The 14,112-nt window shown below is 42.8% G+C and carries 11 protein-coding genes; 5 read left to right on the top strand and 6 right to left on the bottom strand.

The window, feature by feature from the left end:
- The 3 genes from trpB (at position 1) to LA313_RS12465 (ending at position 2,530) form a co-directional block, all read left to right on the top strand.
- Positions 1-1,182, top strand: coding sequence for a tryptophan synthase subunit beta (gene trpB / locus LA313_RS12455; RefSeq protein ID WP_228915463.1), 1,182 nt, complete (start codon positions 1-3; stop codon positions 1,180-1,182).
- Between the two features lie 353 nt (positions 1,183-1,535).
- Positions 1,536-2,303, top strand: a complete 768-nt coding sequence (trpA, locus tag LA313_RS12460; protein ID WP_228915465.1) for a tryptophan synthase subunit alpha — start codon at positions 1,536-1,538, stop codon at positions 2,301-2,303.
- 80 nt (positions 2,304-2,383) lie between these two features.
- Entirely contained in the window at positions 2,384-2,530 is a 147-nt protein-coding gene (locus LA313_RS12465; RefSeq protein WP_228915467.1) for a hypothetical protein, read from the top strand.
- A gap of 130 nt (positions 2,531-2,660) precedes the next feature.
- On the opposite strand, the gene LA313_RS12470 is transcribed toward LA313_RS12465, so the two are convergent.
- From LA313_RS12470 to LA313_RS12490, 5 genes are all read right to left on the bottom strand, one after another.
- Positions 2,661-3,332 carry a uracil-DNA glycosylase family protein gene (locus LA313_RS12470; RefSeq protein WP_228915470.1) on the bottom strand — a complete coding sequence of 224 codons (672 nt, stop codon included), beginning with the start codon at positions 3,330-3,332 and terminating at the stop codon, positions 2,661-2,663.
- Positions 3,333-3,569: 237 nt separating this feature from the next.
- Positions 3,570-7,019 carry a pyruvate carboxylase gene (locus LA313_RS12475; protein ID WP_228915473.1) on the bottom strand — a complete coding sequence of 1,150 codons (3,450 nt, stop codon included), beginning with the start codon at positions 7,017-7,019 and terminating at the stop codon, positions 3,570-3,572.
- A 154-nt stretch (positions 7,020-7,173) separates the two neighbouring features.
- Positions 7,174-7,935 carry a peroxide stress protein YaaA gene (gene yaaA / locus LA313_RS12480; RefSeq protein ID WP_228915476.1) on the bottom strand — a complete coding sequence of 254 codons (762 nt, stop codon included), beginning with the start codon at positions 7,933-7,935 and terminating at the stop codon, positions 7,174-7,176.
- A 105-nt stretch (positions 7,936-8,040) separates the two neighbouring features.
- A complete protein-coding gene (locus LA313_RS12485; protein WP_228915478.1) occupies positions 8,041-9,096 on the bottom strand; it encodes an RluA family pseudouridine synthase in 1,056 nt (351 codons plus the stop codon).
- A complete protein-coding gene (locus LA313_RS12490) occupies positions 9,086-9,670 on the bottom strand; it encodes a PASTA domain-containing protein (RefSeq protein WP_408641376.1) in 585 nt (194 codons plus the stop codon). Before LA313_RS12490 ends, LA313_RS12485 begins: the two co-directional genes overlap by 11 nt.
- 152 nt (positions 9,671-9,822) lie before the next feature.
- Here LA313_RS12490 and LA313_RS12495 point away from each other — a divergent pair, with 152 nt between their 5' ends.
- Together LA313_RS12495 and coaD are read left to right on the top strand one after the other, a co-directional pair.
- Positions 9,823-10,800: a D-alanine--D-alanine ligase gene (locus LA313_RS12495; protein ID WP_228915487.1), complete on the top strand. Its 978-nt coding sequence runs from the start codon at positions 9,823-9,825 to the stop codon at positions 10,798-10,800.
- 38 nt (positions 10,801-10,838) lie between these two features.
- Entirely contained in the window at positions 10,839-11,291 is a 453-nt protein-coding gene (gene coaD / locus LA313_RS12500) for a pantetheine-phosphate adenylyltransferase (protein ID WP_228915489.1), read from the top strand.
- Between the two features lie 396 nt (positions 11,292-11,687).
- Here the strand turns inward: coaD and LA313_RS12505 are convergent, their stop codons facing one another.
- Positions 11,688-13,997, bottom strand: a complete 2,310-nt coding sequence (locus tag LA313_RS12505; RefSeq protein ID WP_228915491.1) for a TonB-dependent receptor domain-containing protein — start codon at positions 13,995-13,997, stop codon at positions 11,688-11,690.
- Positions 13,998-14,112 lie beyond the last annotated feature (115 nt).

The raw sequence follows: 14,112 nt of genomic DNA on the forward strand, positions 1-14,112 counted from the left end.
ATGAGTTATCAAGTAAACGAAAAAGGATATTACGGGGATTTTGGCGGGGCCTTTATTCCTGAAATGTTATACCCAAACGTGGAGGAACTACGCTCCCAATATTTAGAGATCATGCAGGAGGAGGATTTTCAAAAGGAATTCCGCCAACTGCTGAAGGATTATGTAGGGAGACCGACCCCACTTTATTTTGCTGAAAGATTCAGCCAAAACTATGGGGCAAAGATCTATTTAAAACGGGAAGATCTTTGCCATACCGGGGCACACAAGGTGAATAACACCGTGGGGCAGATCCTCATGGCAAAACGCCTGGGCAAGAACCGCATTATCGCCGAAACCGGGGCTGGTCAACATGGAGTTGCTACTGCTACCGTTTGCGCCCTTATGGGGATTGAATGTATTGTCTATATGGGGGAAGTGGATATCAAAAGACAGGCTCCTAATGTTGCGCGAATGAAAATGCTTGGTGCTACCGTAGTGCCGGCAACTTCGGGCAGTAAAACCCTGAAAGACGCAACCAATGAAGCAATCCGTGACTGGATCAACAATCCGCTGGATACGCATTATATTATTGGTTCTGTTGTAGGGCCTCATCCTTATCCCGATATGGTAGCCCGCTTCCAGAGTGTGATTTCTGAAGAGGTGAAAACCCAGCTTAAGGAAAAAGAAGGTCGTGAGGCACCAGATCATGTGGTGGCCTGCGTAGGTGGAGGCAGTAATGCCGCCGGGATCTACTATCACTACCTTGATAACGCAAAGGTAAATATCATTGCTGTGGAAGCTGCCGGAGAGGGCATCCTTACCGGAAAAAGCGCTGCCACCTCTGCTCTAGGCCGGGAAGGCATCATTCACGGCAGCAAAACCCTGCTTATGCAAACCGATGACGGACAGATCACTGAACCTTATTCAATTTCTGCCGGCCTTGATTATCCCGGAGTGGGGCCAATGCACGCCAACCTGTTTAGGACAGGACGTGGAGAATTTATCTCTATCACCGATGAAGACGCTATGGCAGCCGGGTTACAACTTTGTAAACTGGAGGGGATCATTCCCGCCATAGAAACCGCCCATGCACTTGCCATTTTTGACAAGCGGAAATTTAAGAAAGATGAAGTTGTGGTGGTTAACCTGTCGGGGCGTGGAGACAAGGACCTCAACACATATATCGAACATTTTAATTTGTAAACCCCGTTATCCTGAATTTGTTTCAGGATCTGATGGAAGCTGAAATAAATTCTGCTTGACGCAGAACACAATTGAAAACAACCGTCATCCCGAACTTGTTTCAGGATCAATGAAAAGCTGAAATAAATTCAGCTTGATGTAAAACAAAATTAAAACCCTGTAATCCTGAACTTGTTTCAGGATCTGATGGAAGCTGAAATAAATTCAGCTTGACGCAAAACACAATTGAAAACCCCGTCATCCTGAACTTGTTTCAGGATCAATGAGAAGCTAAAACAAATTCAGCTTGACGCAAGGAAAATAAAATCAAACCTCACAGGTTTTTAAAACCTGTGAGGTTTCAAAAAAAGAACATGAACAGAATCAAACAAAAACTTCAGGAAAAGCCTTCAAAAAAGCTGCTTTCCATATACTTTACAGCCGGATACCCCGAACCTGAAGATACGACAACCATCTTACAGGAGCTGCAAAACAGCGGCGTGGACATGGTGGAGATAGGGCTGCCGTTTAGCGATCCCCTGGCCGATGGTCCTGTGATCCAAAAAAGTTCTGAAGCTGCTTTAAAAAGTGGCATGACCACCAACAAACTTTTTTCTCAACTGGAAAACATCAGGGAAAGCATCGACATTCCTTTGTTGATCATGGGGTATTTTAATCCCATTCTTCAATACGGGGTAGAGAAATTCTGCCGCAAGTGCAGCGAAATAGGTATTGACGGTCTTATTATCCCCGATCTTCCTTTGGAAGAATACGAGCTGCAGTACAAAGAGATATTTAAGCAGTACGATCTACTTCCGGTGTTCCTTATTACCCCACAAACTTCAGAAGAAAGAATTTGGGAGATTGACAGAGCTTCCGAAGGGTTTATCTATATGGTAAGTACCGCGGCAGTTACGGGAGGAACAGGAGGTTTTGGCGAAGCACAAAAAGAATATTTTGACAGGGTGTCAAAAATGGGATTACAGAACCCTCTTATTGTAGGATTCGGAATAAAAGACAGTACGAGTTTCGAGCAGGCTACGGCAGTGACGAACGGGGCAATTATTGGCAGTGCATTTATTAAGCAACTTACTGACAGCGGCACCTCGGGGATTGCCGACTTTATCAATTCCATAAGATAATTAACCCTCTTATTAACAAGTATTTAATAGAGCCCCGGTATAAATTTTCGTATCTTGAAGTGAATTCAAAAAACGAAATTATGGGACGCATAGAAGATAAACACGATAAAAGAAAAAGAAGCAGTGATAATGATCCTCTTAGTGGAGAATTAGGAAACCGCGATAGAGAAACGAACGAGTTTGATCTTGAGAAAAAAAACATTAAAGATCAGCAGAACAAAAAGTAATGGAAAAGGAGAAAAAAAAGAACAAAGGAGGTAAAACTCCCCTGCCTACTTTTGGAAAACTGCGACCGAAAAGAGGAAAGTTTACTACTAGACCTCAGCAAATAAAAAATCCGCTGGAAAAAGAATCCGTCTAGTCTTCAAAAAACTGACGGTATTGCAAGACCCTGAAATCAATTGTATTGAATTCGGGGTCTTGTTTTTTCAAATGTTTATACAATTCCATACTTCCTATAGCTCTGTTTGCCGACCCTGATGGTGCGGTAAGGGAGACGGTATTGATCAAGCGTCCATCCAGCAGGAACTGGTGAACCCGCGGCACATCATTAGAGATGACTTTGATCTTTATATCCTGCTCCTTCAGTAATTTCCTGAAGAAGAATTCCGGCCCGTTCTTACTATTGCCACCTGTGAAAAGAAGGGTGTCTATTTTTTCATTTTCCCGCAGTATCCCTAGAAGATCACGCAATTCAACGTGAAGCATCCCCAAGTCTGACGCATCCACTTTATCCCTCCTGCAACTTTCCACAGTGTCACAAATCCCAATACCTTTACCCGCCAGGAATTCCTTGCGCTGTTTCACGGCTTCGGGAGTATTTTCAAACTTGAGATCGAGATCAAAGATCCTGTCAATGATCTGCCATAACATTCCGTCCCTGCTGCCATAGCAGAAATCCACGTCCCCTTCTTTTAGTTCTCTTGTAGTAAAACGCGGCGGCGGCAAAGTACCCACAATAAGTTTTGTGGCGTTTTCGGGAATAAAAGGTTTGTAAGGATGCGTATGATGGAAAAGTTCGGAATTCAAATTTTAAAATTTAGGTTTTAAGGTTTTAGATCTTTTATTGTCGGGCCGGTTGCAAGTAGAAGTAATCGGCACGGATTGCAAATCCACGCCATCTGGTTCTGGCTCCTGGCTGTGTTCTCGATATAAATTTAATTCACTACCGCTTCTCAAAATATACTTGATCTTACAGCCAATAGTTCTCAATATTCATATCTAATCTCATATCTAATCTCATATCTCATATCTCACATCTCAATACTATTTAAGCACAACAACCAGGTCATCTGCGTAGACCATATCTCCTTCTTTAAGGATGATCTTATCAACCTCTCCCGAAGCATTGGCGGTGATAGTAGTTTCCATTTTCATAGCTTCGATCACAAACAACGGCTGATTTTTTTCCACTTTTTGCCCCGGCTCCACCTGTATATTAGACAGAGCTCCCTGTAGAGGGGCTCCTACCTGCTTCTTATCATTCTTATCTACTTTTTGATGTACCACTTTCTCTACCTTGACCGACTGGTCTTTAACATCGACAGCGCGGGTTTGTCCGTTAACCTTAAAGAACACTTTTGCCATTCCATCCTCATCGGTCTCTCCTATTGAAAGGAATTCGATCAACAAGGTCTTACCGCGGTCAAGATCTACAATGATCTCTTCTCCAGGTTCCATTCCATAGAAAAAGCTTTTTGTAGGCACATTCATTACGCCACCAAATTCCATATGGTGGTTGTAGAAATCTGTAAACACTTTGGGATACAATTTATAGGAAAGGAAATCTGTGATCTCCACATTTCTGCCCATTCCTTCTCCAAATGTCTTTTCAAATTCGGCAAATTCCGTTTCAAAATCAATAGGTTCAAGATGTGCGTTAGGCCTTTCTTTGTATGGCTTCTCATCTTTAAGAACGATCTTTTGAATTTTCTCCGGGAATCCTCCATGAGGTTGTCCAAGGTCTCCCCTAAAGAAACTTTTTACCGACTGAGGGAAAGAGATTTCATCCCCTTTCTCCAGCACATCTTCTATGCTAAGATTATTGCTCACCAGGTACTGCGCCATATCTCCCACTACTTTGGAGCTCGGTGTTACCTTAATAATATCTCCAAAAAGCTCATTTACCTTGCTGTACATTTCGGTGATCTCGTGGAAACGATCTGCAAGACCGAGACTTTCTGCCTGGGGTTTTAAATTGGAGTACTGTCCGCCGGGGATCTCGTGTTTATAAACCTCACCCGATCCAGCTTTAAGTCCGGATTCAAAGGGGTAGTAGTAGCTTCTTACAGCCTCCCAGTATTGCGAGTATTCATTTAATTTATCTGTATTAAAAATTCTGCCCCGGTCATGGAACCTAAGCATTTCAACTATTGAATTAAAATTAGGCTGAGAGGTAAGTCCGGAGAGCCCACCAAGTGCCACATCTACTACATCAACACCGGCCTCTATGGCTTTGAGGTAAGTAGCTGCCTGTATTGAGGAGGTATCATGCGTGTGCAAATGGATTGGAACATTTATCCTGGATTTTAATGCAGATATTAACTCATACGCCGCATCGGGCTTCAGGATACCAGCCATGTCTTTGATCCCTATGATGTGAGCTCCGGCATTCTCTATGTCTTTTCCAAGTTGAACATAATAATCCAGGTTGTATTTTGACTCTTTAGGGTCCATAAGATCTCCCGTGTAGCATATCGTACCTTCTGCAAGACCGTTGGTCCTGTTGCGAACGTGTTCAATACAAGGTGCGATGGATTCCATCCAGTTAAGACTGTCAAAGATCCTGAAGACATCTATCCCATTCTCCCAGGACTGTTCCACAAATTTTTCTATAAGGTTATCGGGATAAGCAGTGTAGCCCACGCCGTTGGAACCGCGAAGCAACATTTGCATAAGAACATTTGGCATAGCCGCTCTAAGGATTCGCAACCTTTCCCATGGATCCTCTTTCAGGAAGCGCATACAAACATCGAAGGTCGCTCCTCCCCAAATTTCCATACTGAAAACTTCCGGGTGATTTCGTGCAAAACCTTCAGCTACTTTTTCCATATCATAAGTACGCATGCGGGTAGCCAGCAAACTCTGGTGAGCATCGCGCATAGTAGTATCAGTGAAATGCACCTTACTTTCATGAAGCAACCACCTTGAAAATTTTTCGGGTCCGTATTCGGTTAACAGATCTTTAGTTCCTTTTGGGTAGCCATTATCATCTTTAAAAGAAGGTACTACGGGAGTAATGAACTTCTTTTTTTCCGGGTTTTTTACATCATCATTTCCATTGATGATCACATCTCCAAGAAACTTCACCATTTTGGTGGCTCTGTTTCTGGTCTTTTTGATCTGGAAGAGTTCAGGGTGTTCTTTGATAAAATTCACGGTCACATCGCCCTCCCTGAATGTTTTATGCGACAGGATATTGTCAAGAAATCCAATATTTGTCATCACGCCCCGAATCCTGAATTCGGCCAGAGCCCGGCGCATTTTTCGGCAGGCACCGTCAAGAGTACGGCTGCTCGCAGATACTTTTACAAGCATGGAATCAAAGAAAGGAGAAACTTTTACTCCCTGATAAATACTTCCGGCATCCAGTCTAATTCCAAAACCTGAAGCACTTCTATAGGTCGTGATCGTACCATAGTCCGGTTTAAAATCGTTAGTAGGATCTTCTGTAGTGATACGGCACTGTAAAGCATAGCCACTGATCTTAATAGATTCCTGGGATTCAATTTTAATCTGCTTATCACTCAGTTTATATCCCCCGGCAATAAAGATCTGTGCCTTGACGAGATCAATATTCGTAATAATCTCTGTAACTGTGTGTTCCACCTGTATCCGCGGATTCACCTCAATAAAGAAGATCTCCCCGCTCCTGTCCACAAGGAATTCCACAGTTCCAATATTATTGTAATCAACGGCCTTACAAAGTTTGACCGCATAATCGTAAAGGTTCTGTTTTACCTTTTCATCCAGTCCCATGGACGGGGCAAATTCGATCACTTTTTGATACCGGCGCTGTACAGAACAATCTCGCTCAAAAAGGTGCACCAGGTTTCCATGGTGATCACCTACGATCTGGATCTCAATATGTTTAGGATCTTCCACAAATTTCTCGAGGAAAACTGTGTCATCTCCAAAAGCATTTTTAGCCTCCCTTCGGGATTCATTAAACCCGTTCTTGAGGTCTTCCTCGCTCCTAATCACTCTCATTCCACGACCACCTCCACCTGAAGCAGCCTTCAGCATCACCGGATACCCGATTTTATCAGCTTCTTCCAGTGCGATTTCAACAATTGTAAGATCTTTTTCGTTGCTTCGTATTACCGGAATATCATTCTTTACAGCAACTTCCTTGGCCTTAACTTTGTCCCCTAATGACTTGAGAACAGAGACTTTTGGACCTATGAAAATGATATCGTTCTCCTCACATTGTTTGGCAAATTCGGCATTTTCAGAAAGAAATCCGTAACCCGGGTGTATGGCATCCACACCATTTTTCTTTGCCACTTTAATGATGGCCTGAATATCTAAATAAGGTTTAAGAGGATCTTTATCTGCCCCTATCTGGTAGGATTCATCGGCCTTGTATCTGTGGAGGGAGTATCGATCTTCGAAGGTATAAATTCCTACAGTTCTTAAACCGATCTCGGTACATGCTCTAAAAATTCTTATTGCAATCTCTCCCCTGTTTGCTACTAAAACCTTTTTAATTTTCATTTTATGAAGTTGCTTTTTTTATTATTAAAGTGTTGCTGCTGAAGACCCTCCAAAAATGTCATTTTCGGGACCTTGTGCAGGTTCAGAAATTAAAAAGAAAAAAGCGGTGAGACACCGCTTTTTTAAATACTTTAACAATAAACTACTGCTGAAGCTATCTCGTAAAAACAGGTTCGTTTTCATTCGAAGTTTCTTCAGCCGAATATCGATATCCATCGAGATCAAAAGCTTTAATCTCCTCAAGGGTCTGTGCCTCGGATTCGATAATATACCTAGCCATAGCACCACGGGCTTTTTTTGCAAAAAAGCTGATGATCTTTAATTTCCCGTTCTTAAAATCCTTAAATACAGGGGAAATCACCGGAACTTTCAGCTTTGAAGTATCTACAGCCTTAAAATACTCCTGACTCGCAAGATTCACAAACAGTTCATCTTCTTCCAGTTCTATATTCAAAAAATCTGTCACTTTTTCCTGCCATACTTCATAGAGGTTCTTTTTACGCCCAACATGCAGGTTAGTACCCATTTCAAGACGGTATGGCTGCATGAGATCCAGCGGCCTTAATATTCCGTAGTAGCCCGAAAGGATCCGCAAAGAATCTTGCATAAAATCCAATTTTTCAGAAGGAATTTTATAGGCATCAAGACCGGTATAAACATCCCCGGCGAAAGCATAAACTGCGGGACGGGAATTTTGCTTTGTATGTTCTTCAGAAAACTCGTGATAACGATTGTAATTAAGGTCGGCGAGCTTGTCGCTGATACCCATAAGATCGGCTATTTCCTTTTTGGACATTCTCGCCAGTTTCCGGTTAATGGAAGCTGTGGTTTCGAGAAATGACGGCTGGGTTCCTCTGGTAGTTGGTAATTTAGATTCGTAGTCCAGAGTTTTGGCGGGGGATACGACTATTTTCATGGAGTTCTCTTAAGGATTTTTTGCTTTACCCCTCAAAAATATCAAATCCCGACAAGATTTCCTGCCGGGATTGTTTTTTACTGTTGATAGGCTTATCAAAAAAGTTTATTCATCAATGAATTCCTTTTGATTTTTCGCGTAGTTCCTCCACCGCTCAATACAATCTTCCATATCCTGCGGGATAGGAGAATCAAAACTAAGCCACTCCCCTGTTTCAGGATGTTTAAAGCCGAGCGTTTTCGCGTGCAAAGCCTGTCTTGGCAACACTTTAAAACAATTTTCTACAAACTGCTTGTATTTAGTAAATGTTGTACCCTTGAGAATTTTGTCACCGCCATAACGTTCATCGTTAAAAAGCGTGTGCCCAATATGTTTTAAATGTACCCGAATCTGGTGAGTACGTCCAGTTTCAAGGCGGCAGGAAAGAAGAGTTACATACCCAAGTCTTTCCAGAACTTTAAAATGGGTAACTGCCGGTTTTCCCTTGTCTTCATCCTCCCCGAGATACACTGTATTTTGCAGCCTGTTCTTCGGGTGACGGCCAATGTTACCTTCAATAGTTCCTTTATCCTCTTCTACGTTACCCCAAACCAGTGCCACATATTCTCGCTCGCTGCTCTTGTCGAAGAATTGCTTTGCCAGCTTTGTCATTGCTTTTTCTGTCTTGGCAATAACTAAAAGGCCGCTGGTGTCTTTATCGATCCTGTGCACAAGGCCGGGGCGTTCATCGCTGTTTTGCGGCAGGTTATCAAAATGATATACCAGGGCATTGATAAGAGTACCGCTGTAGTTCCCGTGACCGGGATGCACTACCATCCCCGGAGGCTTATTTACCACGAGCAGGGAATCATCTTCATAAACTATATCCAGAGGAATATCTTCGGGTGTAAGGAGGAATTCGTATGGTGGATGTTCGAACAACACCTGCACTACATCTCCCGGCTTCACCTTATAATTCGATTTTACCGAAATCTCATTAACGTGAATATTTCCTTCTTTGGCTGCTGTCTGTATTTTGTTTCGGGTAGCTTTCTCGATGTAGTTCATCAGAAATTTATCTACCCTTAAAGGTTGTTGGCCTTTATCGGCTACAAACCGGTGGTGCTCATACAGCTCATCATCATTATCTTCCGGCTCCGGTTTATTATTTTCAGAAATCATATTCTTCTTCTTTCAGGTCATTTATAATTTGATCTTCGGCATTGGAATCCTCTTCTTCTTCCATTCCATACCTCTTTGATCCATCTGCCAGGACAAGATCAATCTTTGAAGTCTTCATAAGTTTCATTCCCGGCTCCAGGAGTTGCCCCCTGTGACGCATTTCCAGCACCACATCTTTAGCCACATCGGGCTTATAAGAAATAGTCCCTATTTCAAAACCAAGGGAACGTAAGGTTGGTTCCACTTGTCTTCGGGTTCTTCGGATTAGATTTTCAGGAATTTCCACTTTCGTAAAGCCCGAGGGATTCAGCGTCAAATAGATCTTTCTGTTTTCCTTTACCTCTTTTCCCGGAAGCGGCACCTGGTCGATCACAGAATATGGTGGAAAATCGGGATTGTAATTAGCCGAATCCAGGATCTCCCTGCGCAGTTCAAGTTCTGCAAGGCGCTCGTCCACTTTATCCAGGGACAAACGTTCAAGATTAGGGACTGTAATTCTTTGATCCTGCCTGGTAGAATAATCTAACCACTGCAGCATAATAAAAGCGATCAAAACAACCGCTAATACTGCCAAAACCAACTGTATCAAAAAGGTTTTGCTAAATAAAAATCGGAAAAAACTCATAGTTTAAAATAAAAAACAAAGATATAAAAACAGGTGGGTTTGGAGACATTCATTTATAGTCGCTACTTTTGTTAACGCAAATAATCGGGCCATATTGAATTATGAAGAAAAATGTAGCCATAGCCATGGGCGGCTTCTCCAGCGAATACCGCATCTCTATTAACAGCGGTAATGTAGTATATAATAACCTTGATCGCAGTAAATACAACCCTTACCGGGTACACATCCTGCAGAAAGAGTGGTTTGTCATTGGGGAAAATGACGAACCTTATCCAATTAACAGAAGCAATTTCACCGTCACGATAGATGGAAAACTCATAACATTTGATTGTGTTTTTAACACCATTCACGGTACTCCCGGGGAGAATGGTCTCCTGCAGGCGTATCTTGAGTTACTGGATATTCCGCAAACATCCTGTGATTTTTACCAGTCGGCACTCACTTTTAATAAGAGAGATCTTATTAGCGTGCTTAAACCCTTCGGAATAAAAACTGCGGAAAATTTCTTTGTCGATAAAGGAGATGAAGTAGATCCCGAAGAGATCATTGCCAAAGTAGGACTGCCCTGTTTTGTCAAGGCCAACAAGGCCGGAAGCAGCTTTGGGATCACAAAAGTCAAAAAGAGCGAAGGAATTATTCCTGCCACAAAATTTGCTTTTAAAGAGGATGACGAGATCATTATTGAATCTTTCCTCGATGGAATCGAAGTCTCTGTGGGTGTGATTACACATAACGGAGAAATTTTTGCACTGCCGGTCACCGAAATTGTTTCTGAAAATGAGTTTTTTGACTACGAAGCCAAATACCTCGGAAAGTCCCAGGAGATCACTCCGGCAAGAATTTCTGAAGAGCAGACAAAAAAGGTGCAGGAAATCGCCAAACTTATTTATCGAAAACTGAAGATGAAAGGCTTTTCCCGTTCAGAATTTATATTCCACAACGATGAGCCGCATTTCATTGAGATGAACACCAATCCCGGGCTTAGCGAGGCGAGTATTTTGCCACAGCAGGCTCAGGCAGCGGGTATTTCCCTGGAAGAACTCTTTGGCAGTGCGATAGAAACCGCCTTAAAATACTAGGTGCTCAAAAATGTCTATTTTAGGATAAATTTTTTCCAATGAAAACAGCTGTATTTCCGGGTTCTTTTGATCCCATAACCCTGGGACATGTAGATATTATCAACCGCGGCCTTCCGCTTTTCGATGAGATCATTCTTGCAATTGGGATTAATTCAGATAAAAAATACATGTTTTCTCTTGAAGACCGGGTGCGTTTTTTGAAAGAGACCTTTAAGGATGAGCCGAAGATCAAAGTAATGACCTATAAAGGTATGACTGTGGATTTCTGCAAGTCTCAAAATGCAGGTTTCATCCTGCGCGGCCTTAGAAACGCAATAGACCTGGAATTTGAAAAGACGATTGGACAAACCAACTATAAATTAAGCGAAGTGGAAACGGTTTTCTTCATCACTTCCTCCGGAAAAAGCCATATTTCCTCTACAGTTGTTCGGGATGTGATACGCAACGGCGGAGATTACCATTTCATGGTACCCGATGTGGTTAGGAAATAGCCGGTAGTTTATTGGGGATTGGTTAATTGGGGATTGGTGAACTGGAAAATATTGCTCCGTAGATAATTGGGCTAAAGCCCCTTTTCCAAATTATTCTTTATCCTCCGCCTGAAGTCGGAGGCAATTCATAGATCATTTCATACTTCCCCTCCTCCGGAGGGGTGCCGCCGACAGGCGGGGTGGGAAAACCCTGAATTATAAATACCTAAAAAATCATTCTCAGGTATTCGGTTGGGCTAAAGCCCCTTTTTCCAAATTATTTCTTTATCCTCCGCCTGAAGTCGAAGGCAATTCATAGATCATTTCATACTTCCCCTCCCACGGAGGGGTGCCGACAGGCGGGGTGGGAAAACCCTGAATTATAAATCATTAATTTCTCCTCTAGTCTCTAGTCTCTTAAAACTTATAACCAACCGCCAATCCTCCATAAAAATTCTGAGGCATACCCGGATAAAAGTAGCGCGGTGCTGCGCCGCCAAAGCCAACGGCATTTGGAATTACCGAGGCCGCATACTTCTCGTCAAGTGCATTGTTCACTCCGCCAAAAATTTCGAATTCCCAGTCATTCATCACCCCGGGACTCAACATCTCCAGTGGTTTTAATGAGGCTTTAAAATGTAGAAGATCATAGGAACTTCTAAATTCTGTATTGGCATCGTTCAGCGGCATTTGTCCTTCATACTGGTAGGTGGTGCGCAGGCTTAGACCAAAGGAAGTTATTAGATCGAGCCCCGCATTAACGGTTTCCTGCGGTACGGCCGGCAGATCATTACCCGAAAAATCCTCTTCTTCATCTATGAATTCATCAAAGCTGAAAGAGTTGTAAGCTGCATTGACAAAAGTACGGGCGCGAAGTGCCGAAAATATTGGAAAATTGTAATTAAGCAGGAGCTCCAGCCCGTTATGGTCGGTTTTTCCGGCGTTACGGCCAATATATTGATCTTCGGCTACACGTTCGGCTACTAAGAGATTGTCAACCTGTATGGAAAAAGCCGCAACTTCAGCATATAAACGGTTATTCAGGAAATTCCCTTTAAAGCCTGCTTCATAATTGATCCCTGTTTCGGGCTTCAGGCTTGTATTGATCAAACCTTCCGGAGTGAGGGTTTCAGCTACTGTTGGAGTTGAAAATCCGTGGCTCACAGAAGCATAGAAATTCTTGCCCGGAGAAACTGAATATACGGCACCAAACCTTGGCGAAAGTACATCCTCAAAAGTATAGTCGCCCGACTGGTCTACTTCATCTTCCTCGTATAAATCGCTTAGCTCATAGGAAGTGGAGTTCAGGTTCAGTCCAGCTTCCAGTTTTAACCGGGAAGTGACCTGCAAATTCCATTGAAAAAAGAAGTTGTAATAGATCCTGTCCTGCTCATTATGGCTCAGGTTAATTCCCGGGACACTTCCTTCATCCTCAAATTGCTCGTATAGATTCTCATAAGTGGCGATGTCATACCATTCATTGTAAAGCTCCATTCCAAAGCTCAGACGGGATGGAGCATTTAGAAAATCCCCTTCGAGATTAAATTTTGTCCTGGCTCCCAAAGCCGTTTGCTCTTCATTGAGAATATCAAATGGTCTTGGCTCATAAGCATCTCTAAAAGTGCCGTAAATGCTGGTAGTATTGTGAAAAGTTTCACTAAAGTTGTACTTGTAAGAAAGCCCCAGCAAACCTTTGTCATAAGATTCATAACCTTTTGCCGCGCCCCATGTGAAAGCTGCCGAAGAAGGGTCTGTGAGCAAGGTTTCCCGGTTCAAGGAACTTGGAATAAAAGCTTTAAGCCGAACAAAATGCCCAAGTACCGATAGCTGCCCGTTTTCTCCCCCCGCAACCTGCCCAAACATGGTAAAGGAATCACGATTATAAGCCGAATTATCCCGCCAGCCATCAGTTTCGACATGGTTATAGGTTGCCACTAAATTTGAAGATTCCGAAGCATGGGAGGCCTGCACAGTTCCCCGAATTAAGTTATAGCTGCCATAAGTTCCTTTTACCTTTGCATTAGTTCCCTGCTCCTCTGCCCGGGCAGGAAAAAGAGTGATTACCCCGCCAAGACCGGCCCCATAAACACTGGAAGTAGGTCCTTTTATGATCTCGACACGCTCCACAACGGCAGGATCCAGGTCATCAAGCGTGGTTTCACCTTCGGCACTGGTAATGGGGATCTCCATAAAATAAGCCTTTACCCTGTTGGTGCTATATTGAGACCGTGCCCCAACTCCGCGAATACTCATTTTATTTGTATTGAGCGCACCTTGATGCACATTCACTCCCGGTACAGTACTAAAGTTCTGCATAATATTGGTCTCATCAAATCTTTCCAGCTCTTCCCCGCTCAACACAGAAACAGCCGACGGGGTTTGAAGAAGCTCCTGCGGAATAATGGTACTGCGTAGCACTACTTCGGAAAGGGAACCTTCGGAAGGTGCAAGTAACACGATCAAATCTTCGGAATAATTTTCGATATGAAGAACCTTTCGGCCGTAACCGGGATAGTCAAAAATGACATTAACAGGCAGTTCTTCCAACGAAAGCAAAAATTCCCCTGAAGGACCGGAATAAACGGGTTCAGAAAGTTTTTCAGAAGTAATTTTAACCTTTTCGAGAGGTTTACTGGTAAAGGCATCAACTACTTTTCCTTTTATGTTCTGGGCAGAAAGATTTCCGAAGAAAAGAAAGATAGAGAGCAGAAAAAGATATTTTCTCAAGATGTGCGTTTTGTTTTCCGAATGGAAAGAAGTTTTAAAAATGATATTTTTGGCACCTTACCTTTAATTCAAAGCAGAAGCCTTAGCTAAATTAAGCTTTTTTTGAAGCCTGGAA

The sequence above is a fragment of the Salinimicrobium sediminilitoris genome (genome assembly GCF_020866905.1).
In the GTDB taxonomy this organism is placed as follows: Bacteria; Bacteroidota; Bacteroidia; order Flavobacteriales; family Flavobacteriaceae; genus Salinimicrobium; species Salinimicrobium sediminilitoris.